Consider the following 24,417-nt stretch of genomic DNA (forward strand, 5'->3'; position numbering starts at 1 on the left):
CGGGGAGCGCGGGTGAATGTGCAGCACCATCCTGGTCACGGGCGGCGCCGGCTATGTGGGTTCGCACGTCTGCCTCGCCCTGTCCCAGGCGGGCTTCACGCCGGTGGTCTATGACAATCTGTCGAACGGTCATGCGGCCTTCGTCCAGTGGGGCGACCTTGAGATCGGCGACATCCGAGACGGCGCCCGCCTGGATGCGGTGATCGCCAGACACAGGCCCGTCGCGGTCCTACATTTCGCCGCCCTGATCGAGGTCGGGGAATCGGTCAAGGCGCCGGGTCGCTTCTATGACAACAATGTCGTCGGAGCCCTGACCCTGATCGAGGCGGCGCGGCGCGGCGGGATCGGGGCGATGGTCTTCTCCTCGACCTGCGCCACCTACGGCGACCCGGTCTATCTGCCGATGGACGAGGCCCATCCCCAGGCGCCGCTGACCCCCTATGGCCGCTCCAAGCTGATGGTCGAACAGGCCTTGGCCGACTATTCGACCTACGCCGGCTTCCGCTCGGTCTGCCTGCGCTATTTCAACGCCGCCGGCGCCGACGAAGAGGGCCGGATCGGCGAGCGCCACCACCCCGAAACTCACGCCATTCCGCTGGCGCTCCAGACGGCGCTGGGCCAGCGTCAGGGGTTCAAACTGTTCGGCGACGATTACGACACCCGCGACGGCACGGCGGTGCGCGACTATGTCCACGTCATGGACCTGGCCGACGCCCATGTGCGGGCGCTGAAATACCTGCTCGACGGCGGCGAGACGACGGTCTTCAACCTGGGCGCCGGCACGGGCACGACGGTCGCGGAACTGATCGACACCATCCGCCGCACGACCAACCGCCCCTTCCCCGTCGAGACCGCGCCGCGCCGGCCCGGCGACGCCCCCTGTCTGGTGGCCGACAACCGCCGTGCGCGCGAGGTTCTGGGCTGGCAGCCCACGCGGACCCTGGACGACATCGTTCGCACCGCCTGGCGCTGGCATGCCGCCGAGCGGGAGGCGCTTGAGGTCTAGGTCTTCGCAGCCTGCGCGCGAAACCGAACAGAGGAACGCAAACCTGAAAGATCGCTTGTGACGGGGTGCGCGCCTGCGCCCCATCACAGATAGCGAGACACGACCATGGCCGAGAAAACCCTCGACACCCTGTTCCACGACACGCTCAAGGACATCTATTACGCCGAGCGCAAGATCCTGAAGTCCCTGCCCAAGATGGCCCGCGCGGCGCAGTCGCCCGAACTGAAGGCCGCCTTCGAGAAGCACAAGGACCAGACCGAAGGCCAGATCGAACGCCTGCAACAGGTCTTCGAACTGATCGGAGAGGCCCCGCGCGGCAAGACCTGCGACGCCATCGAGGGCATCCTGGCCGAGGGCGAGGAAATCATGGAAGAATACAAGGACACCCCGGCCCTCGACGCTGGCCTGCTGGCCGCCGCCCAAGCGGTCGAACACTATGAGATCACCCGCTACGGCACGCTGAAGCGCTGGGCTCTGGTGCTGGGGATGAAGGACGCCGCCGCCCTGCTGGACGAGACGCTCCAAGAGGAATCCCAGACCGACGAAGACCTGACCGGCATCGCCGACGCCGCCGTCAACGCCGCCGCCATGAAGACAGCCGCCTGATACGACCGGAGGCGGTTTCGCGACCGCCTCCGCTCTTTCGCTCAGGTTTTGAGTCCGGAACCGGACACAGAACTTCTACAAAAGTCAGCGTTCACCGTATCTTAGGCGACAGTGACCGAAGTTGCGTCATCGGCCCCAGAGACCCTGACGATGACGCACCCAAAGACCGCCCGAGACCGGACCTTCCTGCAGTATCTGATCGAAGCCGGACATATGCGGTACTGGATCATCGCCAGTTGGGCGGTCGCCCTGTTCACCGTCACCGACTTCAAGACCGCCGCCGCCTGGTTCGTCGCGGCGACGCTTTCGGGTTTGCTGCGAACCTTCGTGGAGCGCAGTCTGGTCATGTCGGACGCCGCGATGCACGGGCGCATCAAGCTGGGCGCCGCCACCATTTCCTGCTTCGCCTGGGCGGCCGCGCCCTTGCTGGCCTTCCTCCATGGCGGCGCCTACGGCGTGCCGCTTGGCGTCGCCCTGCTTATCGCCGGCTATGTCCTGGTCTTCACCCAGATGCGGGCCGCGCCGCGCGAGGCCCTGATCGCCTCCGCCCCCTATTCCATCGTGGTGGCGATCCTGTTCGCCCATCTTTGGGGCACGCCGGGCTTCTGGGTCGTACTCAGCACGGTCCCTGTCCTGGCCCTGGCCCTGGTCATCAAGGTGGCCATCACCCAGATGAAGGACGGCGACCTGGAGGCCGTGAACCGGCGTCAGGCCGAGCTGATCGCGGAGTTGGAGACGGCGCGCGACCGGGCCGACGCCGCCAGCGCCGCCAAATCCAACTTCCTGGGCGTCATCTCGCACGAACTGCGCACGCCGATGAACGGGGTGTTGGGCGCGGCCCAGCTGCTTCAGATGTCCAGCCTGGACGACCGCCAGAAGGAGTTCGTCGGCGTCATCCGCAACTCGGGCGAGGGACTGATGGTGCTGCTGAACGACATCCTCGACATCACCAAGATCGAGTCCGGCAAGATGGAACTCGACATCGCCGACATCGAGACAGACACGCTGCTGACCCGGCTGACGGGGCCATTCAAGGCCCAGGCCGAGGCGCGCGGCCTGACTTTCGCGACCGAGATCCGAGGCAATCTTCCGCCCTTGCTGAAGATGGACCCGTTGCGTCTGGCCCAGGTCACCCACAACCTTCTGGCCAATGCGATCAAATTCACGCCGCAGGGCGAGGTTCGTCTGGTCGTCGAAAGCAAACCCCGCGCCGACGGCCGCATCGCGCTTGCGATCAGCGTCGTCGATTCCGGCATCGGCATCGCCGCCGACGATCTGTCGCGCCTGTTCCAGCCCTTCTCTCAGGTGGACGGGTCGTCCACGCGTAAGTTCGGCGGCACCGGCCTGGGCCTCAGCATCTGCCAACGCCTGGCGGCCCTGATGGACGGCGAGATCACGGTGACGTCGATCCCCGGCCAGGGATCGACCTTCACCCTTCACGCGACGTTCGAAACGCCCGTGATGCAGGACGCCCGCATCGCCGCCTGATCAGTCGCGCAGCAGTTCGTTGACGCCGGTCTTGGCCCGCGTCTGCGCATCCACCCGCTTTACGATGACGGCGCAGTACAGCGACGGCCCGCCGTTGGGATCAGGCAGCGCGCCCGGCACCACCACCGAATAGGCCGGCACTTCGCCACGGAAGACTTCGCCGGTGGCCCGATCCACGATCTTGGTCGAACCGGACAGATAGACGCCCATGGCCAGGACCGCGCCCTCGCGCACGATCACGCCCTCGGCGACCTCGGCGCGAGCGCCGATGAAACAGCCGTCCTCGATGATGGTCGGATTGGCCTGCAGCGGCTCAAGTACGCCGCCGATGCCCGCCCCGCCCGACAGGTGGACGTTCTTGCCGATCTGGGCGCACGAACCGACGGTGGCCCAGGCGTCGACCATCGACCCCTCGTCCACATAGGCGCCGATGTTCACGAACGACGGCATCAGCACGACATTCCTGGCGATATGGGCGCCGTGACGAACGATGGCGCCGGGGACCGAGCGGAAGCCCGCCGATTGATAATCCGCCGCCGTCCAGTCGCCGAACTTGTTGGGCACCTTGTCCCAGAAGGGTCCGACGGCCGCCGGATGATCCGCCGACAACGGCATGACGGACGCAGGGTCGGCGCGCATGATCTGGTTGTCGTTCAGGCGGAAGGACAGCAGCACCGCCTTCTTCAGCCATTGATGCGTGGTCCAGACGCCGTCCTCGCCGCGCGAGGCGACGCGCGCCTGGCCGGAATCCAGCAGGGCCAGCGCCGTCTCGACGGCGTCGCGAACCTCTCCGTGGGTAGCGGCGGACACCTCGGCGCGCTGTTCCCAGGCGGCCTCGACGACGGATTCGAGATGCGACAGATCGGTCATGCGGCGTCCTTGAAGGTCAGGTCGGAGAGGAAGTCGAGAAGGTCAGGGGCTACATGGTCGATGTGGTCGCCCAGCGGCTTGCCGTGGCCGTCGCCGATCAGGACCGTGGCCATGCCCAAAGCCTTCGCCGGCTCCAGGTTCTTGGGCGTATCCTCGAAGAAGGCGGCTTGGTGCGGATCGATGTCGAACCGTTCAAGCATCCGGCGGAAGGTGGCGGGATTGGGCTTGGGCGTTAGATCCCCGTCCTCGATGGCGAAGACGTCGGCGAAACAGTCGGCGATCCCAATCCGCTCCAGCACCCGATGCGCATAGTCGCGCGCGCCATTGGTGAAAACATAGGACCGCCCCGGCAGGCTCTTCAGCCGTTCCGCCAGGCGCGGATTGGGCTCGACCCCATCCAGAGGCACGTCGTGCACCTCATGCAGAAACCGCTCGGTATCGACGGCATAATTGGCCATCAGACCGGCCAGGGTGGTGCCGTGCTCGTCCAGGAACTGGCGCTGCATCGCCGCCGCCGCTTCGGGCTCCAGCCCCACGGCCTCGACCACGAAGGCGTTGATCCGCGCCTGGACCAGCCGCATCAGCCCCTGCTCGCGCGGATACAGGGTGTCGTCCATGTCGAACACCCAGGCCCGCACATGACCAAGGGATGCAGAACGGTGATCGCTCAAGACGCCTTCACCAGGGTGCCGGCGCCGAATTCGGTGAACAGCTCGACCAGCATGGCGTGGGGCCGGCGACCGTCCAGGATGACCACGGCCTCGACGCCCGCACGCACGGCCGCCATGGCCGTCTCAAGCTTGGGGATCATGCCGCCGTGGGCGACACCACTGTCGATCAGGGCTTGCGCCTCCTCCAGCGTCATCTGGCGAATGATGTCGCCGTCCGCGCCCTTGACCCCCGGCACGTCGGTCAGCAGCAGCATCCGCTTGGCGTTCAGCGATCCGGCGATGGCGCCCGCCACCGTATCGGCGTTGACGTTGTAGGTCTGGCCGTCCTCGGCCACCCCGATCGGGGCGATGACCGGCACCCAGTCCTCGGTCTCGGACGCGATCAAGCCCTTGATCAGCTTGGGATCGACCTTGGTCGGTTCGCCGACATAGCCCAGGTCCACCTCGTGCTCGATCATACTGTCGGGATCGCGCTTGGTCCGGCGCGTCTTCTCGACCGTCAGCAGGCCGGCGTCCTTGCCCGACAGACCGACACCGCGCACGTCCGCCTCCTTGCCGGCCATGGTGATCCAGTGGGCGATCTCTTTGTTCACCGCGCCCGACAGCACCATCTCGGCGACTTCCATCGTCGCCGGATCGGTCACCCGCAAGCCGTCGACGAAGCTGGATTTCACCCCCGCCTTCTCCAGCATGGCGCTGATCTGGGGCCCGCCGCCGTGCACCACGACCGGGTTCACCCCCATCAGCTTCAGCAACACGACATCGGCCGCGAACTGTCGCGCCACGGCGCTCTCGCCCATGGCGTGGCCTCCGTATTTGATGACCACGGTCTCGCGGTCATAGACCTGAATATACGGCAGGGCCTCGGCGAGCGTCTTCGCCGTCTCCCAGCTGCGTTCCTCGGACTGGCGTTCTGTTTCGTTCATCACGCGCGCGAGATAGCGGGGGATGGGGGCGGTGTCACGCGGGAAGGGAAGATCTGGCGATCACGAAGGCACGCGTTTTCTTTGAAGTTCGGCCGGGCTAAGGGTGTCGCATGACTTCTATCTGCATCGATGGCTTCAACCTGGCGCTCAGCCGCGGCACCGGCATCGCGACATATGGTCGAAACCTGCTAACTAACGCCCAGGTTCTGGGGCTGGAGACGCAGGTTCTGTATGGCCCTCTCGCCGCGCGTAGCCAGAACAATGTCCTGAACGAGACAGCGCTGGTGGACGCCGAACGCCCGCCCCAGAAACTGAACCGCAAGGCCAAAGCCCGTCGCCTGCGAGGGACGCTGATGACTCGATTTGGGCGCTCCGCACATTCCATCATACCGTCGGGCGAAGTCATCTGGCCCAGCCGATCCGGCGGCGGCAAACCAACTGCGGACCGGTTCTGGGCAGCCCAGAATCTATTCGCCTTGGCGAACCGCTCGATGAGCGCCTACGGCAAATCAACACCTCTGACGTTCGACGCCTCGACGGACACCCCCGCGCCAGACGTCATGCATTGGACGGCGCCGCTTCCCTTGCATGCGAAGGGGCTTCCAAACATCTACACCCTTCACGATCTGATCCCTCTCCGCCTGCCTCACACAACCTTGGACAACAAGGACACCTTCATGGCGCTTTGCCGGGAAGTGGTGCGGCGCGCCGATCACATCGCGGTGGTGTCAGAAACAACACGTCAGGACGTTATAAGAATCTTGGGCGTGCCAGAGGACCGGGTCACCAACACATACCAGGCGGTCAGCCTTCCTGCCGCGCTGATGCAGCGCAGCCAAGAGGACGTGACGACCGAACTCGAAGGCGTCTTCAATCTCGGATGGAAGGACTATTTCCTCCATTTCGGAGCGATAGAGCCCAAGAAAAACCTTGGCCGCATCGTAGAAGCGTATTTGGCGTCGGGCTCTAAGACGCCCTTGGTTCTGATCGGCGGGAAGGCTTGGTTAGATGAAGGCGAAACCGCCTTGTTGAATCAGGTCAAACGCGATGGAGGTCCAAGCGCTGACCGGATCCGACAATACGAATATATGCCCTTCTCAATGCTCATCAGCCTGATCCGGGGTGCCAAGGCGACGCTGTTTCCATCGCTTTACGAGGGCTTCGGATTGCCTGTTCTGGAGTCAATGGCCCTGTCGACTGCCGTCCTGACATCGACAGGCGGCGCTTTGCCGGAAGTCGCAGGCGACGCCGCCGTTATCGTCGACCCCTACGACGTTCAGACGATCACGCGCGGCATCCGTAGTCTCGATCAGGATGACGCAATGCGTGAGGCAATGGTTGAGCGCGGCCTGTCCCAAGCATCCCTGTTCACGCCAGAGGCCTATCAAGAACGACTGAGGAGCCTCTACCGGAAAACGGGAGTAAACCTCTGACAGGTCAAGAGGCTCAAGGCGGTCCTCCCGGAAGCGTTCTTATCCTGCGCGTACCGGGTCGCGAGTCCGCCAGCAACGCCCATCGCCTAGCCAAGACCGCTGAAGATGCGGGTTTCAGGGTTCTTCTGGCACCCTATTGGCCAGACGGAGAAGCCGCATGGAACAACGAGCGCACACTCCTAGACCTCGACATCGGTTCCGCGCCGCGTCTGTCCGCTTTCGCCTTTCAGCAGCGATTCGGCTTCGATCTGGACCTCATTGATCTTTCTTTGCACCTGTTCGCAACCGAACCGCCATCACCGGACACCATCTTGCCGGAAACGGTCTGGAAACAGAAGCTAAGGGGCGTGGCGGCCATCGCGATCGATCTGATCACGCATAGCGGCGCAGACACGATCTTCGTGCCCCACGGCGCAGAAGTGATATCTCGCATACTTGCTGTCGCGGCCACAGCGCTCGAACGAAAACTGCTGTTCTGGGAAAGTGGCTTTTTCCCAGGCTACCTTTATCTTGATAGTCAGGCGCCGCATTTCTTCCGTGGCAAAGCGCATATAGATGCCCTGCCTGCACCGCTCGCCGCATCGACCAAGGCTCGGCAGTTCAAGGCCGCCTGGCTAGGAAGCCGACAGAGCAAATATCCCCAGAACGATACCAATCTCGAAACTCTCGAAAAATGGGCGGACGCCGATCCTCGCCCCATTCTTTTCTTGGCAGGACAGGTTCCAACCGACGCCAACGCCGTTGTCCATCTGAAAGACGAAGAGAACCTAGACGAGCTGTATCAGGCAATCCTGCAACATGTGCCCGATTCGTGGAGAATTCTGTATAAGCCCCATCCCTTAACGCCCCGAGATCCGCTTGCTGACGTAGCGCTGGCTCCAGACCGATTTCTTCGGTTGGATGTCGATCTGCACGACGCGCTAACCGCCTGCAAAGCCGTGCTCGTGCATTCGTCGAATGTGGGGCTAGAGGCGTTGCTTTATGGCAAACCTGTTCTCACACTGGGCCGGCCAATCTACGAAGGGCGAGGGCTCACAACCCATCTGGAACAGGTCAACCGGCTGTCGGGCGTGCTGACCGATTCTGGCGGCTTGCTGCTGGCTACTGAAGAGGCAGTGTTATCGTTTCTCGACCTACTCCTCGACGAAGCACTGATCGCAGATGGCGATGCCGTGGCGCTCCAGCAGCGGATACGGCGGACTGCGCCTGGAGCGCCCCAGGAACCGCGCAAGGCCTGGTATGGGGCATCTGTCCAGGCGTTGGCGGAGGCAGCGTGCACCATGAAGGCGTCGTTAGAAAAGCACCACAGAATAGACAACGCATTGCACAATCTGACCGATGAACATCGTCAGGTGCTGGAGCGCCGCATCGGCAAGGAGGCGCTCGAACTCCACCGGTTCGGCGGCCCGCCCGTGCCGAGAATCCGTTACGTTGCCCCGCCGTTGCCAGATCTGGATGCGTATCTGGATACGCCAGCACGATACCTGACCATTAGGCTGGAGGATTGCATAGACCCGTTGAACGCTCTGGATACGAACGCGGAGGTTCAGGTCTTTAGAGTGCCGACTACCCAGGCGACGCCCGGTGACGCCGTTCATGTCTTCCAAAAAGAAGATATAGAAGCGCTTGCGCGCCAGTGCGGCAAGATTGCGAGCATCGTCGGGTTTGATGATGCAGAGTTTGCCCACGCAGATAATGCTGTATCATGGGTTGTCGTATTTTCTGCAAAAGCAGTCGTACTGCCCGAAACCGGCACCGCCAAGTTCAGGCCGTGGACCATCCCACTCGATGCATTCAATTTAGCCGATGATCCGCGACCGCGCCATGACGGATTCCTTGGCGTGATCGACGCGACACGCCACCCACTTTTCGGGCCCTTTATCAACGTACCCTCAGGCGTCTGGCAGGTCTGCTGGCGAAGGCCGGCCGCATCATATGTCCATCGCCTAGCCCGCAGCGTGAGCAGTTTTATGGGAACGAATGCGCTGCTTGCTCAGGTTGAGTGGGTAGAACATATCAATGGCGAAGCCTCGACGACTGCTCAAGGTTCATTCGAAGCAGGACTGCTTACTGCAACCGCACAGCGCGGCGCACAGTACGAATTCCGCTTTTTGTTGCCACCATCCTCGAAATTAACGTCGAAGGTCTTTTCCGGCTTTAATGGCATAACGCTCCGCCAAATAAGTCGTTGACGACCTACGATTGACCCCCGCACCAAACGAACCTTAGACAAGTTCAGTACGCCAGGGCATCAGTCCAAGGCAATTGCAGGAAGCTCATGAAGCCCAACAACCCTTTGCAAGTCCTGAAGGCTGCGCCTCGCTATGCCACGATACCGATAAAGCGCTGGTCACGGAAAGCGCCCGCGCTTGTGGTGTTCATCGGCCCCAAGCCGCTATGGGGCATCGCAATCAAAGACCGTCCCGCAGCACGACTAATCTGTCGCACCCCCCAGATTAGCCAGTTCGAGTTCAATATGTCTCTGGCGCCCTGGATCTTGGCCGACAGAAGAGCCTCCGTCGTCACGGTTGATGCAGCGCCGGGCTATCTAAAGACGTTCTGCCAGCGCCATCGTGTGCCATTGAGCGTTATCGCACCGCCCAAGAAAAAGGCCTCGACGCCTGCTGCAGCGAAGCCCAAGCCGGTAATCGCCCAACCGTCGGTTCCAAACTGGTACAATCGTGACCAGGGCGTGCTGCTGAAGCAGGCCCTGCGAGGCGGCAGGCCGGTGTTCTTGTACATGCCCTGGATTCCCGAGCACGGCGACGCGGTCATCGAAGCCCTTGTGGACGACGGCTATGCCCTGGCGCCCTTCGATCTCATTCGTGACGTCGCCGACAATATCATAAGGCGCGAAGCCTTCCGCTTCGCCCGACAGCATCCCGATCTTTACCGTCGGATGGTCATTAGGCGTCTCGCGCCTATCGCAGGTCAGGTCTCTGGCTTCATCCTCACCTTCGACTGGGCCCCGATCACCAGGATCATTGTCGAGGCCTGCAAGGTGCTGGGCATTCCAACAATATTGGTGCCGCATGAGTCCGCCTTCATCAGCCAATCTCTCTACTACAGAGATCCGCTCACCAATGCGTCTATGCCCGCCTGTGATGTAACGCTGGCTTGGGGCCAACTGCAGAAAGACATATTCATTTTCCGCGGCTACGAGGAATCACGGGTTCACGTCGTGGGTGCGCCCAAGTTCGACACGTACTCCAACTCGACATCGCAGATCGACCGCGACCGCTTCCATCGACTGTTTGGCCTATCTCCGGAACGGTCGACGATCCTCTTCGCCACCCAATCCCTCGATTCCCAGACGGATACCCAGGTCGCGCGGTCGTCTCAACGCGCCGCAATCCGTGATCTGCTGCGTTATGCGGAAACGCACGACGGACAGCTTCTGGTAAGGCTGCCTCCATCCCGGGATGACATTCTCGGCGTACCGCTTCGTCAGGCGATTGCTGCATCAGATCATGCGGCCGTCGATGACGGCGAATACTATCTCATGGGTCCGGAAGAGACGGTCAGACACGTCGATGTCGTCACTTCAATCAATAGCACGATGCTGTTTGAAGGGCTCATGGCGGGAAAGCCCGCCATTTCCATGCGCTACATCGAGTTCGACAGCATCTGGGACGATACCGGGGTCGCTGTCGCCAGGGACCTGAACGAAGCATCAGACCTGCTCGACCAGGTCTTTGGCGGGACGTGGGCACGGGACGACGACCTCTTGCAGGGGGCGGCAAAAATGTTCGGCGTCGGGCAGTTTGACGGCAAGGCTGCTAGCCGTATAAAGACGTTCCTTCGCGACCAGGGACCAAACCTTCGCGACCTCGCAGGAAACACGGCGCTTGATCGTGTGAAACGCGGCCTGCGGATCGACATAGCCGCCATTCCGCAAAACCGTCCCTTGCAGGAGACGACGCAAAAGTATCTGCGCGAACTGATCAACGCCAACACCCTGCTTCGGTCACCGCCGAAGCCTACACTGGCTAATGCTGCTGCGTTCAGCGGCGTCGACGTTTTCTTGCAGTGGGGAGCCGGCGACACGCCTGAGAAAATCGCTCAGCGGGCGTTTGCGCGCCTGCTAGGCAAACCAACAGTCGTAATCGAGGATGGACTGATACGGTCGATCGACATCGGCCTGTCACTCTCGCCGGGCCTCTCGTTGCTGGTCGATGATCGCACGGCCTATTATGACGCGACACGCCCTTCACAGTTGGAGACTCAGCTTCAGGCCGGACCAGAGTTGTCATCCGAGGAGCGCAACCACGCCCGCGCCACGATTGATAAAATTGTCTCGGCGCGTATCTCCAAATACAATCATGCTCCAGACGGAACGATCGAGCTTGGACGCCCCGCCGTGCTGGTCGTGGATCAGCGAATGGACGACAGCTCCATCGCGCTGGGCATAGCGACTGCCGACGACTTCGAACGCATGGTGCTTGCCGCGCTCGCCGAATGGCCCGATCACGACGTCATAGTCAAACAACATCCCGACACCAGTCTTGGCGGACGTCCCGGCTATCTCACACCCAGCCGCCTGACTAACGCAGCCATAAACTCAGATCGCATTAGGATGGTTGACCAGGCCATCAATCCGCACGACCTGTTCGACCTTGTCGATGACGTCTATGTCGTCACGTCCGGCATGGGCTTTGAGGCGCTCATGGCTGGTAAACGGGTCCACTGTTTCGGGCTTCCGTTCTATGCGGGATGGGGGCTGACCGACGACAGAAAGCTCACCCGCCGGCGTAGCCGTTCGAGAACCTTGGAGGAGGTCTTCCACTTCACCTATGTTCGAGCGACGCGGTATTTCGATCCGGAGACCGAAGAGCTCGTCTCACCCGAAGATTTCGTGGACTTCATGGTTCGGCAGCGAGACCGTCCAAATCCGGCAATTCAACAAGATAGCCCTCAGGCAAACGGTGATTTGACTGCATAGGCTCTCGCTCCAAATTCCGACCGGCACGGCGCCGTGATCGGATCACGCATTGCCGGCGCGCGAACGGCAAGATAACCCTCAAAAATTCATCACGAGGTGACGACATGGCTTTTGGCGATAGAATCTTGGCTCAGGCACGGCAGAACAGCCTTCAACTCGAAGGATTGGCGGCTAATGAGCTAAAAAATCGCATCAACGAATACCTTCCTCCATCGCTTGGCGCTCGCCAAATGATGGAGGCTTATGCCTCGTACGCCCTCAACGGCAAAGTATCAAATGGTGACTATACCGCATTCAGAGAGACGTTTACCGAAACCCAAGGACTGAGCCATCAGGTTTTTTCGCGCGTCCTTGCCAAGCACATTCCGCAAGAAAGGTACGTCGCCGGGAATACGATGTTTCAAGTCGACGACGTAGATAATGTGGTGAGAGGCGCTGTGCGTTCACTCCAACTTAAGGGCATGTGGAAGGCGCGCTTTACGGTTCCCGACGACAAGATCGAAGCCTTAAAAGAGAAAGGTATGCTCCGATTTGGAACAGCCTATGGAGATACGATCCCTGCCATGCTCGCTGGAGCTGATGGGTGCCGCCCACAAGTAAAATCTAATTATGGCTGGGTTACCACCATTGAAGAAATGTATGAGATTAGTTCAGACTCATTGCTGATGAGCATCATTCAGCAATACCTCGGTGTACCGCCCATATTTGACACCCCGGTAATGTTTCTTAACTCGGCCGCACCGGTTGACGACAAAGGGTTATCGGACACAGCTCAACTCTATCATCACGACCTACACCGCCTTCAGTTCGTGAAATTGTTCATCTATCTGACTGACGTTGACGCAGACAGCGGCCCACATGCAATGATTCCGGGAACTCATCGAACTCGCCCCACTTCTATGTGGGCTGACGGCCGGAGATCCGACGACGCCGTGAAAGCAAGCGGTCTACTGGAGGACGAAGTGCGCATTACGGGCAAGGCCGGCACACTTTTTCTTGTAGACACATCAGCATTGCACAAAGGCGTGCATCCGAACAACAACGCGCGTCTTTTAGCGCAGGTTCAATACAGCAATTCTCTGTTCGGAAAGCCGATTCCAGCCGCCACTAGGATACTTACTCAGGCCCGAGGTGAAATGCGCGATGACCCCGACACAAAAGTCGCAGCATCGATTGTGAAACGCTACGCTGAAAAAATTGGCATCCGTTTCATGCAGGGCATGATCTAGATTGGAAGACATGCCTTCCGATTTGAACGGCGCTCACCATGCGGTGCTTCCAAGATCTGGCCCCCTTGTCGTTCTTTTGTCGGGCACGAACAAAAATGACGGTGAGTTCGATTTTTGGGGTTATGCTCAAAGAGCCTCCGCAAGTTGCATCTTGCTCAACAACGGGCAAAATCGCTGGTACCAAGATGGCGTACCCGGTTTCGGCGGTTCGGTTTCCGGCACCGCTGAGTTGATCCGAGAATGGGCATCCGCTCTGCGTGCGCCGGAAATTGTCTGCATCGGGGCCAGCATGGGAGGCAGCGCTGCAGTTCTCTATGGAACGCACGTCGACGCCCGCGTCCTCGCATTCTCGTTCGAGGCCCATCTTCGCCATCCCGGATCGCGTAGTGCGAAATATATCCCTACCGACTTCCCGCTACCTTATCCCGACCTGAGCCCCCTCATCCGGCAGTCCAAAATGCCTATCACGTCGTTATTTGGCGGCGATGACGTAATAGATGTCGCGGAATCATCGCGACTTATGGGTACGCCAAACCTCGTCCTCACATGCCTCCAGGGCGTAGATCACGCACTGCCTCGTCATTTGCGAACCACGGGGCAGTTGACGCCCTACCTAAACAATTTCGTTGCGGGGCGCACGCTACCTCGCCTGCGGAACGAAGATGATGACCTAGCAACACCCGAATACGCTAAATGCATTGCGACAGCATATAGGAGCGTTTTGGAGAAAAGGGGGATGGATGCTCTGGTGGCCGCCAGACGCGCCGTGCAGTTGCGCCCGTTCGCCCTCGTTCCGCGGCTACTCGCCGGACGCGCCTTGCTCCTGCTCAAGCAGCCAGAAGCCAGCCTTCAGCATCTAGGTGTTGCTGCAAGCTTGGATAGAACTCACGAGTCTAGACTTTTCCTCGGTCGCGCCCTTCGCGGACTGCGTAGGAATATTCAGGCTGCTGACTTCCACGCTGAGACCCTCGCAATTCACCCTAGCGCGCACAGCGTACTTTATGATCGTGCTTTAGCTTTATGGTCAGCGACGGAACGTGATGCAGCTCGCGCCGACCTCGCAAAGGCGATAGCGCTAGCTCCAAAGGCCGCAGCCTATAAAAGCCGCCTAAGCACCTGGGACGCCATCAAGGCTTGAGCCTTGAACGGCGCAGGACAGGGCAAGACAGGGTAGCATTAGCCACCCCGTCCTGCGTCGAGATCAGGCGCCGCGCGCCAAGGCGACGGCATTGAAATCGGAGATTTGGTCCGTATTCATGAAGACGTCATTGGCACCGGAATTGTACTCGAATCCTGGCCGCACAGGCGCGCCGACCTCTCCGATCCGGTTGAGCTTGTAATCCACGTCGCCCTTAAAGAACTTGATTGTCGGCGTCAGGACGTAATGATCGTAGAACTCCAGCGTCAGATGGCTGTCGTCGGCCGGACACATGATCTCGTGCAGCTTTTCTCCCGGTCGGATTCCAACGACATGCTGGTCGAGATCAGGCGCCATGGCGCGCGCAAGATCGACAATTCGCACTGATGGAATTTTCGGGACAAAAATCTCGCCGCCATTCATGCGCTCAAAATTCTTGAGGACGAAGTCGACGCCCTGCTGCAGGGAAATCCAGAAACGCGTCATGGCCACATCCGTTATCGGTAGCGACCCTGCCCCGCGGTCGATCAACCCCTGGAAAAACGGGACGACAGAACCGCGCGACCCAACGACATTGCCATAGCGCACGACAGCAAACTGTGTGCGATGCCGCCCGGCCATATTGTTGGCTGCGACAAAGAGCTTGTCGGAGGCCAGCTTTGTCGCGCCATACAGATTGATCGGATTGGCCGCCTTGTCAGTCGACAGTGCGATAACCTTGTCGACATTATTGGCGAGGGCGGCTTGGATTACATTCTCCGCTCCGTGAACGTTCGTACGGATGCACTCCATCGGATTGTATTCGGCCGCCGGAACCTGCTTCAGCGCCGCCGCGTGGATAATGAAGTCCACATCGGTGGTCGCCTGGATCAAGCGATCGCGATCGCGCACGTCGCCTATGAAATATCGCATGCACGGGTCGTTATAGACCTGTTGCATTTCAAACTGCTTCAGTTCATCGCGTGAGTAAATTATCAGGCGACTTGGCTTATACCGCTCCAGTATCGTTCGAACATACATTTTGCCGAACGAACCGGATCCGCCGGTGATCAGTATGGATTTGTCGTCAAACATATCTAAATCAGTCTTCTGTAATTCTTGGAGATTCTAGTCTGCGTCGTTACGCCGCCGCTCGATGCGAAGCTTTTGTAATTCTGTTCGCTAGCGCCGTAACATTGGGGTCGCCATCGGCCAAATAGTTAAGGATGTCATCCTCGAACCAATGTGGAGTATCCTCGAGTTTGTTTGTAAGAGGCCGGAAGTGGTAGCGGTACGGAACCGCTAGCCGTTCGCCACTCATATAGTGGATCCAGGCCGCAGCACGCTCTGCCAAGTCTTGTGGCACACTGGCAGCCTCTTCGAAACGCAGAAGCTTGCGATAATGGTTCCTGTCCCGCGGAACAACGTGACCGATCGGGTAGTCGATAGGGGCGAAGTCAGAACACAGCACAGCCGGCACCCTGACTAGCCCCAATTCGATCGCCGTAGTGCCATTGTAGATGACACCAAGGTCGACAAGCTCGGAAATATCACTGACATCGAACCAGTCTGGATAGGCGATGATGACGTTATCCGGCAGATCGTCGACGATCAGGTCCGTCAACCGCTCGGTCATAAAAGTCGCGATCTCGTCACGCATCTCGTGAGGATGCGGCTTGATCAGCAATAGTGTTTGCGAGTTTCGGACCGAGTCGACCGTATGGTTGATCCAGTCTTTCATGTTCGCATGGGCGGGCCCCCCGTCCGTCGGTGCTCCCATGTCGCAGACAACCTTGCCGAACAAACAAGCTACGCGCCCGCCGCCACGCTTCCATTCCTGGACGCGTTTTCTTAACGCCAAAGCTTCTGGTGGAGGCGTTGGCGCTTCGCGCGCAGCGCGGCGCACGCGCGTGACCGCTTGCACGCTTGCCAGATTGGCCGCACCGAACGCCTCGCGGTCCTTGTACCAGGCCAGAAAATCTCGCGGAACAGGGAAGCTGGCCGTCCTGATTTCAGGATGCGCAGTGACATTGCGCAGTCCCGCTTTCATCGAATAGTGCCGGCTGAAATTCGCGAAGTAGTTCTCATACCCGTTCGTCGCATGGACACAGAAAAACTTCTGCGGATCGCCTCGCTTGGCGCAATAGAAACGCACGATGGCGTCCGGCAGCCTGGCTTGGTAAGAGACCACGGTTCCCACATTCAACTGCATCCTGCCCAGTTCGCTGCACGCTGTGTGGAGAACCGTTCCAAGCACCTGTGTCCAGTTCACCAACCGACCCAGAAATGGCTGGAGAGCCGGGCAGGTGAAATCCACCGAAAAGCGCCGACGATTAATGGCTGCTTCTTCCCAAAGTATCTGCGACATGTCGACGCCGGCCCAAGCCAATCGCCCCTTCTCCAAGTTCGCCACAAAGTCGTCGATTGGTATGAAGTTAGCGGCTATCGACGGATTCAATTGCCCGTCCTGGGTTATACAGCCAATAAATTTGTCGATGCGGGGGTCGCCAGTTGCTTCGCGAGGAAGAACACCCTGAACAAGAGGAATGACGGCCCACCCCTGACGCTTCAGCTCCATCAACACGACTAGAGGATATTTCGTCAGTTGCTGCGCGTTTCGCGGCGCAAGCATGACGACCCCCTTCGGATGGCTAGGCTGCGGCACGGACTTAAACCAGCGTGCGGTGTCGCGAAGAAATCGCAGTTCGTCGCCGCGTCTGATTAACGTCCAGTGCCGCCAAGGGTCGAATTGCGCCGGACGCTCAATCAAGGTGGCGCAGATATCATCGCATAAAGTCAATGCCTTGGCGAACCGTCCCTCGCGCTGCAGGATCCGCACATATTCGTAGACTGCATAGGACTGTTTGACCGCGGGAGGGAGCGCTTCGAAAAACGCGTGCGCCATATCGTGGCGACGCGAATGCAAGGCCCACGACAAGAAACTTCGGATCTCATGATCCTTCTTGGGCGCTCCTACCCCTGCGATCAAAAGCGCCGTGCGCTTGGCATGGTCTGGTCTGATCCGCACCAGCGCTTCGGCGATCACCCACAGCATCGCCTTGTTTTCCGGCTGACCGAGATACCGCACCAGCGCTCGTTCCGAGAGGGCTGCGTCATCTTGAAAACCCAGTTCGTCAGCCAAACGATTGACCTGGATTAAAAGACGAACACCGGCCGAGGCATCCACACTATCAAGCTTTGCACTCCCTGCCAGAAGCGGCCTCCACGATCCCCGAATGAGGTCGTATGCCCGACGCGCTTGGTTGTAGGCGTCGTGGTAATCAGGTTCACGCCGCAGGCCCTGCCGGAACATCGCGCGAATGGCTGCAAGCTTTTCGGACAGGGTATTCGAGGCTTCGAAATTGGCCCAACAAGCTTCCAGGTAGGCCGTCTGCATTCGGGCCTGTAATAGGACCTCGGTATCCACGGCGCTGGCTCGGACCGCTGATGGAGCGATGTCAGACGCCGAGTCGAGCGTCCCCGCCTCCACGCCGCCAATATCAGATGTAGCGTTATCAGCCAAGACAGCCTTGGCCGACCAGGCCATCTTATCGCGAGCGACGGCGTCCACCATCCGCAAAATTCTGGCGAAGCGACCCTGGACACGCAAATAAGCGTCGGGGTCCGTGGCGATCACTGTTGCGGCCACCGCAGTCTGAACAACCTCATTCGCTGCTGCGAACTCTTCTAGTCGTGCGAGCGCAAAGGCGTGGGCATAAGTGATCAACACACTAGAAGGGTGAGATTTTGTCGCCTCAACGCAGGCCGCGATCAGCGGCCCTATGTGTTCTCGGTCCGAAAGAAGCGCCTCAAGGGTTTGAGCAGCCTTGCGAGGAATGGCGAGGTTGAGTTCGCTAAGCCGACCGGCTGAAATCAGCAGAGCGACAAGCGATTCATGGCTCACGACCTCGCCCGCTGCTCGCTCTGATAACAAGCGTTGGAGCGCCACCTCGTAGTCCTGAGCCGACTCCGGTCGCCCTGCCGCGACCTCGGCCTGTATCAACCGCTCAAGAATGACAGGGCTTCCAGGCGTATTTCGGTCAAGCGCCCGCAGAAGTTCTGAAGCCTTGCCGGCGAGCCCCGCATCCAAAAGCATTGATGACACGCGAAGCCGCCATGCCGTCGCGGCGACGGCTCCGGACGAACCGTCGCTATCGGACAGGATCATCCGATCAAATCCCAACTCATTCGATCGCCCCTCTTGGCGGATTTGGAAATCCTGCGTCCAATCAAGACCTCAAGATATTTCGGAGGCAATCCAAGTCCCGGGCGGATACTGCGAAGATTGTCTTTTGTTAGGACGTCGCCAGCCTGCATATCCTGAGCTATATACAATGATCGACGACGGTTGCGGGCATTCACCTCAACATCGGTTGGTCCATACTTAACTTGCCCAAGCGCCTGGCGTGCGCGATGCGCTTCCTGAACCAGAGAAGCCAATTCATCAGGTTCGGCCGAAAACGCAGCGTCAACGCCTCCGTCGGCACGATTGAGGACGAAATGCTTTTCGATAACGGTCGCGCCAAGTGCGCAGGCTGCGACTGGCACGCCGATGCCCATGGTGTGGTCTGACAGCCCCACTTCACATCCCAACAGTTGAGCCATGTGAGGGATGGTCAACAGGTTCGAGTGTTCCGGCGGCGCTGGATAGTTGCTGGTGCATTTCAACACGACCACATGCGGACACCCGCCGGTACGCGCCGTATCCACCGCTTCCGCTATCTCTTGGATCGTGGCCATCCCTGTCGAGATGATCATTGGCTTGCCGGTAGCGGCCACACGCTTGATCAGCGAAAGATCAATACACTCGAAGGATGCGATTTTATAGCAAGGGACATCCAGACTTTCCAAAAGGTCGACTGCGGTCGAGTCGAATGGAGAGGAAAAACAAAAAATGCTGCGTTCCCGCGCGCGCTGCATTATCGGCGCATGCCACTCCCATGGGGTATGGGCCTCCGCGTACAAATCATATAGCGCCCTGCCCTTCCAGAGCGACTTCGGATCGTTGATCACGAATTCGCCCTGAGCAATATTGAGCGTCATCGTATCTGCAGTATAGGTCTGCAGCTTAATCGCGTCCGCGCCGGCATCGGCCGCGGCGTCAACGATCTTCAATGCCTGCTCAAGCGAGCCATTATGATTGCCTGACATCTCCGCAATGATGAACGGAGACATATCGCCATCGTCAGTATATGCGGTCAGGATTTGCTTCAGACGACTCATTTCGAACCTCGTTTTATGGGCGTCGTTGCGGCGCACCAAGTGTCATACACATCGGCCAAAGCTTTCTCCAGCGGCCACTCAATACACCATCCTAGGCCGGTGGAGGCTGCGGTTGTGTCCATATAAGGCCCTGCAGCGCCTACGGCAGGATCATCTTCGAATCGGACTTCCACATCGGGAAATGCATTGGCTACGGCTAAAGCCATTTCCTCCAAGCGATAGGCGCGGCCGCTGCCGATATTGAAGAGGCCGTTCCGTGCATTGGGTGCAATAGCGGCCATGAAGGCGCCGACGATATCCTTAACGTAGAGTTGGTCGACGCCGACATGTCGATTGCCTCGAACGATTAACGGCTCTTTCCTGGACGCCTGATCGATAAATCGCATCAGCACTGCGGAGAGCCGCTCACCATAGCCAAAACCGGCCGCCAGTCGCAGGCTCGTAGTTTGCATATGGCCGGACCGCCCCCACAGGTCCACGAGACCTTCACCAGCGATTTTGGACCAACCATACGGGTTAAGTCCCGAAACCTTATCGCTTTCTTGATAGGGAACCGCGTTGGCTTGCGAATAGGCGGCGATGGTTGAGGCAAAAACGAATTTCTTGACGCGAGCCGAAGCTGAAGCGTCTAAAAGGCGCTCCAGCAACGATAGATTGGGTTCAACAAAAGGCGTGATGGATAAAAGATGATCAGATCTTTGGCTGCGACGTCCAGCGAGATGAATGACTACATCCACCTGGGCTAGAAGGGACTCCAGATGCGGGAGCGAGTAATCCGTATGAACTTGCAACAAATCCGTGGAGCCAGACAAAGCAACCGCCTCAGAGCGGCCAACACCGACTACGGTATTGCCTTGGCCGCGCAGCGCTGTAGCAAGATATCGACCGATAAACCCGCTAGCACCGGTTATCACCACCTTCATTCCTGACACTTGCGGACGTAATAGCCCACGACCTCGAGACGGCCGTTGATGGGAAGTATCGGCTCGCCATCCTCGTAGCGATACTCGTGATAAATGGCGTCCTTGGGTTTCGGGAAAGCACTTGCATCAAAAACCGTTCCGGGAGGCGCTTGCTGGAACATCAGTTCGTACACCCCATCTGGATCGTCCCCCTTGGCGGCCGCCGAGACATCTTCACCCAACAATCTGCGCACTGAGAGGTCGAGGAAGTCGAGGTTTCTCGACGCCTTCATCAACCGCCATATGTGACAACCGTCCAGTCTGGGCGCGATCTCAATGATGCGAGGGCCTTGGGATGTGGCTTTCATCTGGAAATACAGGGCACCATCCTTGATGCCCAGCAGAGCGATTACCGCCTCAACCAGTTCCGTGCCCTGGCGACAGACTTCCTCGTCGACGGCAACCGGAGGGATCAAATGCCCACGGGGCACGCCGACAAGGTGATCGCCATGGACAAGGCGTTCCGAAACCTCGTTCACAATCGCGCAGCCGTCAGCCACGAGAACATTATAGGAAATCTCGACACCATCCAGCCAACCCTCCACAATGGCGGTGCCGGTTGGCGATAAGGCGATTGCATTTTGAAGTGCTGGCTCCAGACCATCCGCCGACATCACCTTCGCAACCCCGCGCTGGCCCTGAGAGTCCGCAGGCTTGACCATGCAGGGATAGGCAGACCATTTCGCACAATCAGCGATCGTGCGCGCCCTCACGTAGGGCACTACGCTTAAGCCTGCGTCGTTTAATTTGCCGCGAAGAGCCGCCTTGTCGTCCAACAAAGCCACAAGCGCCGGATCGAAATAATAGGGCAGCCCCAAGGCTGAGGACGCCTCGACAACTGCTGGCACAGCGATGTCCGACGAGACCGAATAGACCAGATCAGCCCTAATCTCCTTAGCGAGTGCTGTGACTCCCTGGACGTCGCTCACATCCTGGAGCTTGAACGCATTTGCAAGTTTGGCGCCAGTTCCCCCCGGTCTGTGCGCGCATACTGTCACCGACCAGTCGTGCTGAACCAAATATCGGATCAGGTCAGCTTGACCTGCATTCGCCCCTAGAACCAGGGCGACGCTTTTCTTGGCGTCCATCAAATCACTCCAACAAGGCGTTGAACCAGCCTTTCGCAACCACCGCCATCGACGCTCGCTACTCCAGCACGCGACATTTCAGCAACTCTGGCAGGATCAGCGCATAAAGAGGTCACACGGATGACTAGCCCTTCCAATGACAAGGTGTCGAGGCCTCCGGCGAATACGGCTGCGTGGCGCTCCTCCCACCCCACGGCCTGACGGTTCTGATTATCAGCCATGGCGACGATAATCATAGGAAGCCCAAGAGCCGCAGCTTCGAATGTGCTGGTACCGCCACCAATAATGGCAAGTTGGCAGGCGCGATATTCTGCGACGACATCGGACGGGTTCACCGATAAGGTGACGCGGCCTTGCGCATTGTAGTTGATCCATTCCGAGATACTATCGTTGCGCGGATTCCGTTTACCGGACATGACCCGGAATTCTACGTCTGGCGGCCCGTCAGCAATAAGCGCCGACAGCAGACGGATGACCAACCCCTGATCATCCCCCCCCCCGAACGACAGCAGAATGCGCGACACCCTGCCTGATGGAAGCTCGGTGCCCCCCCCCCGGAATTCCGGCCTCAGAACCGCGTACTCGGGACCGAGCAGGAACGTCGCTTGCGGGTTTTTCACATGGTCGATGTATCGCGCGGCGGTTTCGCCTGGCCCTGCATTCACAATCCAATCGCCCCAAAACGCCGGCGGCGAAGATGCGTTGAACTGCTGCATCCACGTAAGTCCGTGTTCGCGCAGACAAAGCTGGTACTCGTCATCGACACGATAGTCGTCGATGACGGCGACGCGCGCGCCGAAGATGCGGCAGGCCTCTACAAGGCCCCGAGCATCGGAACCGGAATCTACCCACGGACGGGGCAGCCATGCATGGAAAAGGCCGTCGTCGGCCGGCTCACGCCAGTTTTCGTCAGGCCCATACATCACAGAAGGCACGCCCCGCGCTCTCAAGGCGGCCGCCAACGTTCGACTCCGCATCAAGTGACCAACCCCGACATTTGAGGAGGCGTTGCAGCGAAAGACAATCATCACTCAGGCCGACGCCCGTCAAAGAGCGCGCGAAATGCCACCTCCGCCGTCAACCAGTCCTCCGGCGTGTCGATGTCATGAACCCGCCATCTCGGAAGCGCGATAGGCATGGAGTGGGACGCGAAAACAGGAAGCTCTTCGATAAACGCAAGCGAATCACCAAAATAGAACTGGCCCGCGTCGTGCCAAGCTTCTTCGAGATCCTGCGACCTCGTGGTGCGATACTCCGGATATAGCATTTCTACGCCGCCCGAAGGCATTTGACGCAAAGCCCGTTGTATAGGGTAGGGGTAGCTTGAAGCGGCGAAGGCATAGCGGAAGCCTCCCTCCTCGATCGCCTGCCATCCCTTTTTCAGATCGTCGGGCTGCAGAAACGGTGCGGTAGGGTAGATGCAACAGGCGTGGCTCACCAGCGCCCCTTCGGCCGACTGAACATGCCGAAGCGCATGTGATACGACCGGCTTGGTCGGCGTATAGTCGTCCGCCAGTTCGGCAGGGCGAAGAAACGGGACTGTGGCACCTTCCTCGATAGCAATAGTTGCGATTTCTTCGTCGTCGGTCGAAACAATAACTTGATCGAAAAGTTCACTTGCGAGAGCGGCCTCAATTGACCAGGCGATCATAGGGCGGCCCCCAAACAGCCGAATATTCTTTCGAGGGATGCGCTTTGACCCCCCACGCGCGGGGATGACAGCTATACGCATCTCAAATGCTCAGCTTCCGTACTGCGTCGATCACCGTCGCGACATCGCCATCGGTCATGGCCGGGAAAAGCGGGATGCTGAGCGCCCGCTCATAATAACGTTCCGCGTCAGGATAATCGCCGATCTGGGTCGAGAAGTGATCGCGATACCAAGGTTGTAGGTGAACGGGAATATAATGCACCTGAGTGCCCACACCAGCATGGCGAAGCTGCGCCATGACATCGCTTCGGCTCTTGCCGAGCGATGAAAAGTCGACTTGCAGAACAAACAGGTGATAACAGACTGACTGTTCAGCGACATGAGGCAATGTCAACCACTCCAGACCAGCCAAACCCTTGTGGTAGGCGTCTACAATCTGCTGGCGGCGTATGCAGAAACCATCCAGTTTCGCGAGTTGCGAAAGCCCCAACGCCGCCTGCAACTCAGTCATTCGATAGTTGTAGCCCAGCATTTGCTGTTCATAGAACCATGGTCCAGGGGCTTTCGCCATCTGCTCGGGCGCACGTTCGAGACCGTGGGAGCGAAGCAGCACCATGCGGTCATACAGGGCGCGATCGTTCGTCGTGATCGCGCCGCCTTCACCTGTGGTCATAGTCTTGACGGGGTGGAACGAGAAAACTGTAGCGTCCGAATAGCGACAATCGCCAACTTGACCGCCATCCGGATATTGTGAGCCGATGGCGTGGGCGGCGTCCTCCACCACGCGCAACCCATGCTCCGTGGCTACGGCCTGAAAACGCTTCATGTCAGCCGGTAGCCCAGCAAAGTGGACGGGCGCGATAACCCCCGTCGCATCATTGATCGCCCGGGCGGCGGCTTCCGGGTCCAGGTTCAGAGTGCGCGCATCAATGTCGGCGAAGCGCGGCGTGATGCCCGCGTAAGCCATCGCGTTTGAAGTCGCGACGAAAGTGTTTGGGCTGGTGATCCCTTCCCGCCCTTCCAACTGCATGGCGGCGTAGGCAACATGAAGCGCAGCTGTCGCGTTTGCCAAGACCAGACAGTGCTCAGCCCCGACACGGGCAGCCAACTTTGACTCGAACTCTGAGATGCGCTCGCCCTGCGTCAGGAGAGGCGACCTTAGCGCTGCGACAACGGCAGCCTCGTCGGCGTCGTCGATCCACTGT

The 24,417-nt window shown here is 59.4% G+C and carries 19 protein-coding genes; 8 read left to right on the forward strand and 11 right to left on the reverse strand.

From position 1 onward, the window contains the following. Positions 1–16: 16 nt before the first annotated feature. From galE to EGY25_RS06280, 3 genes are all read left to right on the forward strand, one after another. Complete coding sequence (gene galE / locus EGY25_RS06270) at positions 17–1,006, forward strand: UDP-glucose 4-epimerase GalE (protein ID WP_135194178.1); 990 nt, start codon at positions 17–19, stop codon at positions 1,004–1,006. 105 nt (positions 1,007–1,111) lie between these two features. Then, entirely contained in the window at positions 1,112–1,612 is a 501-nt protein-coding gene (locus EGY25_RS06275) for a ferritin-like domain-containing protein (protein WP_135194179.1), read from the forward strand. A 150-nt stretch (positions 1,613–1,762) separates the two neighbouring features. Beyond that, the gene (locus EGY25_RS06280; RefSeq protein WP_135194180.1) at positions 1,763–3,100 is read left to right on the forward strand and encodes a sensor histidine kinase; all 1,338 of its coding nucleotides are present in this window, start codon (positions 1,763–1,765) and stop codon (positions 3,098–3,100) included. Here the strand turns inward: EGY25_RS06280 and dapD are convergent, their stop codons facing one another. The 3 genes from dapD to argB are packed head-to-tail and all read right to left on the reverse strand — an operon-like array spanning position 3,101 to position 5,567. Further along, positions 3,101–3,970: a 2,3,4,5-tetrahydropyridine-2,6-dicarboxylate N-succinyltransferase gene (dapD, locus tag EGY25_RS06285; protein ID WP_135194181.1), complete on the reverse strand. Its 870-nt coding sequence runs from the start codon at positions 3,968–3,970 to the stop codon at positions 3,101–3,103. Continuing rightward, complete coding sequence (locus EGY25_RS06290; RefSeq protein ID WP_245159375.1) at positions 3,967–4,641, reverse strand: pyrimidine 5'-nucleotidase; 675 nt, start codon at positions 4,639–4,641, stop codon at positions 3,967–3,969. The genes dapD and EGY25_RS06290 overlap by 4 nt, the downstream gene beginning before the upstream one ends. Then, a complete protein-coding gene (gene argB / locus EGY25_RS06295) occupies positions 4,638–5,567 on the reverse strand; it encodes an acetylglutamate kinase (RefSeq protein WP_135194182.1) in 930 nt (309 codons plus the stop codon). The genes EGY25_RS06290 and argB overlap by 4 nt, the downstream gene beginning before the upstream one ends. A gap of 110 nt (positions 5,568–5,677) precedes the next feature. Between argB and EGY25_RS06300 the strand changes: the two genes are divergently transcribed. The 5 genes from EGY25_RS06300 to EGY25_RS06320 all read left to right on the forward strand — a co-directional run bounded on the left by EGY25_RS06300 (position 5,678) and on the right by EGY25_RS06320 (position 14,309). Continuing rightward, positions 5,678–7,000 carry a glycosyltransferase family 4 protein gene (locus tag EGY25_RS06300; RefSeq protein WP_135194183.1) on the forward strand — a complete coding sequence of 441 codons (1,323 nt, stop codon included), beginning with the start codon at positions 5,678–5,680 and terminating at the stop codon, positions 6,998–7,000. A 269-nt stretch (positions 7,001–7,269) separates the two neighbouring features. Next, a complete protein-coding gene (locus EGY25_RS06305) occupies positions 7,270–9,192 on the forward strand; it encodes a hypothetical protein (protein WP_167762500.1) in 1,923 nt (640 codons plus the stop codon). Between the two features lie 86 nt (positions 9,193–9,278). Further along, positions 9,279–11,942, forward strand: coding sequence for a hypothetical protein (locus EGY25_RS06310; RefSeq protein ID WP_135194185.1), 2,664 nt, complete (start codon positions 9,279–9,281; stop codon positions 11,940–11,942). A 104-nt stretch (positions 11,943–12,046) separates the two neighbouring features. Further along, on the forward strand, positions 12,047–13,171 hold the full coding sequence (locus EGY25_RS06315; RefSeq protein WP_135194186.1) for a phytanoyl-CoA dioxygenase family protein: 1,125 nt from the start codon (positions 12,047–12,049) through the stop codon (positions 13,169–13,171). A 1-nt stretch (position 13,172) separates the two neighbouring features. Further along, the gene (locus EGY25_RS06320; protein ID WP_135194187.1) at positions 13,173–14,309 is read left to right on the forward strand and encodes an alpha/beta fold hydrolase; all 1,137 of its coding nucleotides are present in this window, start codon (positions 13,173–13,175) and stop codon (positions 14,307–14,309) included. A 63-nt stretch (positions 14,310–14,372) separates the two neighbouring features. On the opposite strand, the gene pseB is transcribed toward EGY25_RS06320, so the two are convergent. From pseB to pseC, 8 genes are all read right to left on the reverse strand, one after another. Beyond that, positions 14,373–15,383, reverse strand: coding sequence for a UDP-N-acetylglucosamine 4,6-dehydratase (inverting) (pseB, locus tag EGY25_RS06325; protein ID WP_135194188.1), 1,011 nt, complete (start codon positions 15,381–15,383; stop codon positions 14,373–14,375). 46 nt (positions 15,384–15,429) lie between these two features. Continuing rightward, entirely contained in the window at positions 15,430–18,456 is a 3,027-nt protein-coding gene (locus EGY25_RS06330; RefSeq protein ID WP_135194189.1) for a hypothetical protein, read from the reverse strand. Then, entirely contained in the window at positions 18,453–19,511 is a 1,059-nt protein-coding gene (gene pseI / locus EGY25_RS06335) for a pseudaminic acid synthase (RefSeq protein ID WP_135194190.1), read from the reverse strand. The genes EGY25_RS06330 and pseI overlap by 4 nt, the downstream gene beginning before the upstream one ends. Continuing rightward, positions 19,508–20,434: an NAD-dependent epimerase/dehydratase family protein gene (locus EGY25_RS06340; RefSeq protein WP_135194191.1), complete on the reverse strand. Its 927-nt coding sequence runs from the start codon at positions 20,432–20,434 to the stop codon at positions 19,508–19,510. The genes pseI and EGY25_RS06340 overlap by 4 nt, the downstream gene beginning before the upstream one ends. Next, the gene (locus EGY25_RS06345; protein ID WP_135194192.1) at positions 20,431–21,561 is read right to left on the reverse strand and encodes an ATP-grasp domain-containing protein; all 1,131 of its coding nucleotides are present in this window, start codon (positions 21,559–21,561) and stop codon (positions 20,431–20,433) included. Before EGY25_RS06345 ends, EGY25_RS06340 begins: the two co-directional genes overlap by 4 nt. After that, a complete protein-coding gene (locus EGY25_RS06350) occupies positions 21,561–22,523 on the reverse strand; it encodes a hypothetical protein (RefSeq protein ID WP_135194193.1) in 963 nt (320 codons plus the stop codon). The genes EGY25_RS06345 and EGY25_RS06350 overlap by 1 nt, the downstream gene beginning before the upstream one ends. A gap of 65 nt (positions 22,524–22,588) precedes the next feature. Then, positions 22,589–23,293 carry a pseudaminic acid cytidylyltransferase gene (gene pseF, locus EGY25_RS06355; protein ID WP_135194194.1) on the reverse strand — a complete coding sequence of 235 codons (705 nt, stop codon included), beginning with the start codon at positions 23,291–23,293 and terminating at the stop codon, positions 22,589–22,591. Position 23,294: 1 nt separating this feature from the next. Next, positions 23,295–24,417 (reverse strand): UDP-4-amino-4,6-dideoxy-N-acetyl-beta-L-altrosamine transaminase (gene pseC, locus EGY25_RS06360; RefSeq protein WP_135194195.1); only part of this gene is annotated, 1,123 nt, incomplete at its 5' end.

The sequence above is a fragment of the Brevundimonas intermedia genome (assembly GCF_004614235.1).
GTDB classification, from domain to species: domain Bacteria; phylum Pseudomonadota; class Alphaproteobacteria; order Caulobacterales; family Caulobacteraceae; genus Brevundimonas; species Brevundimonas intermedia_A.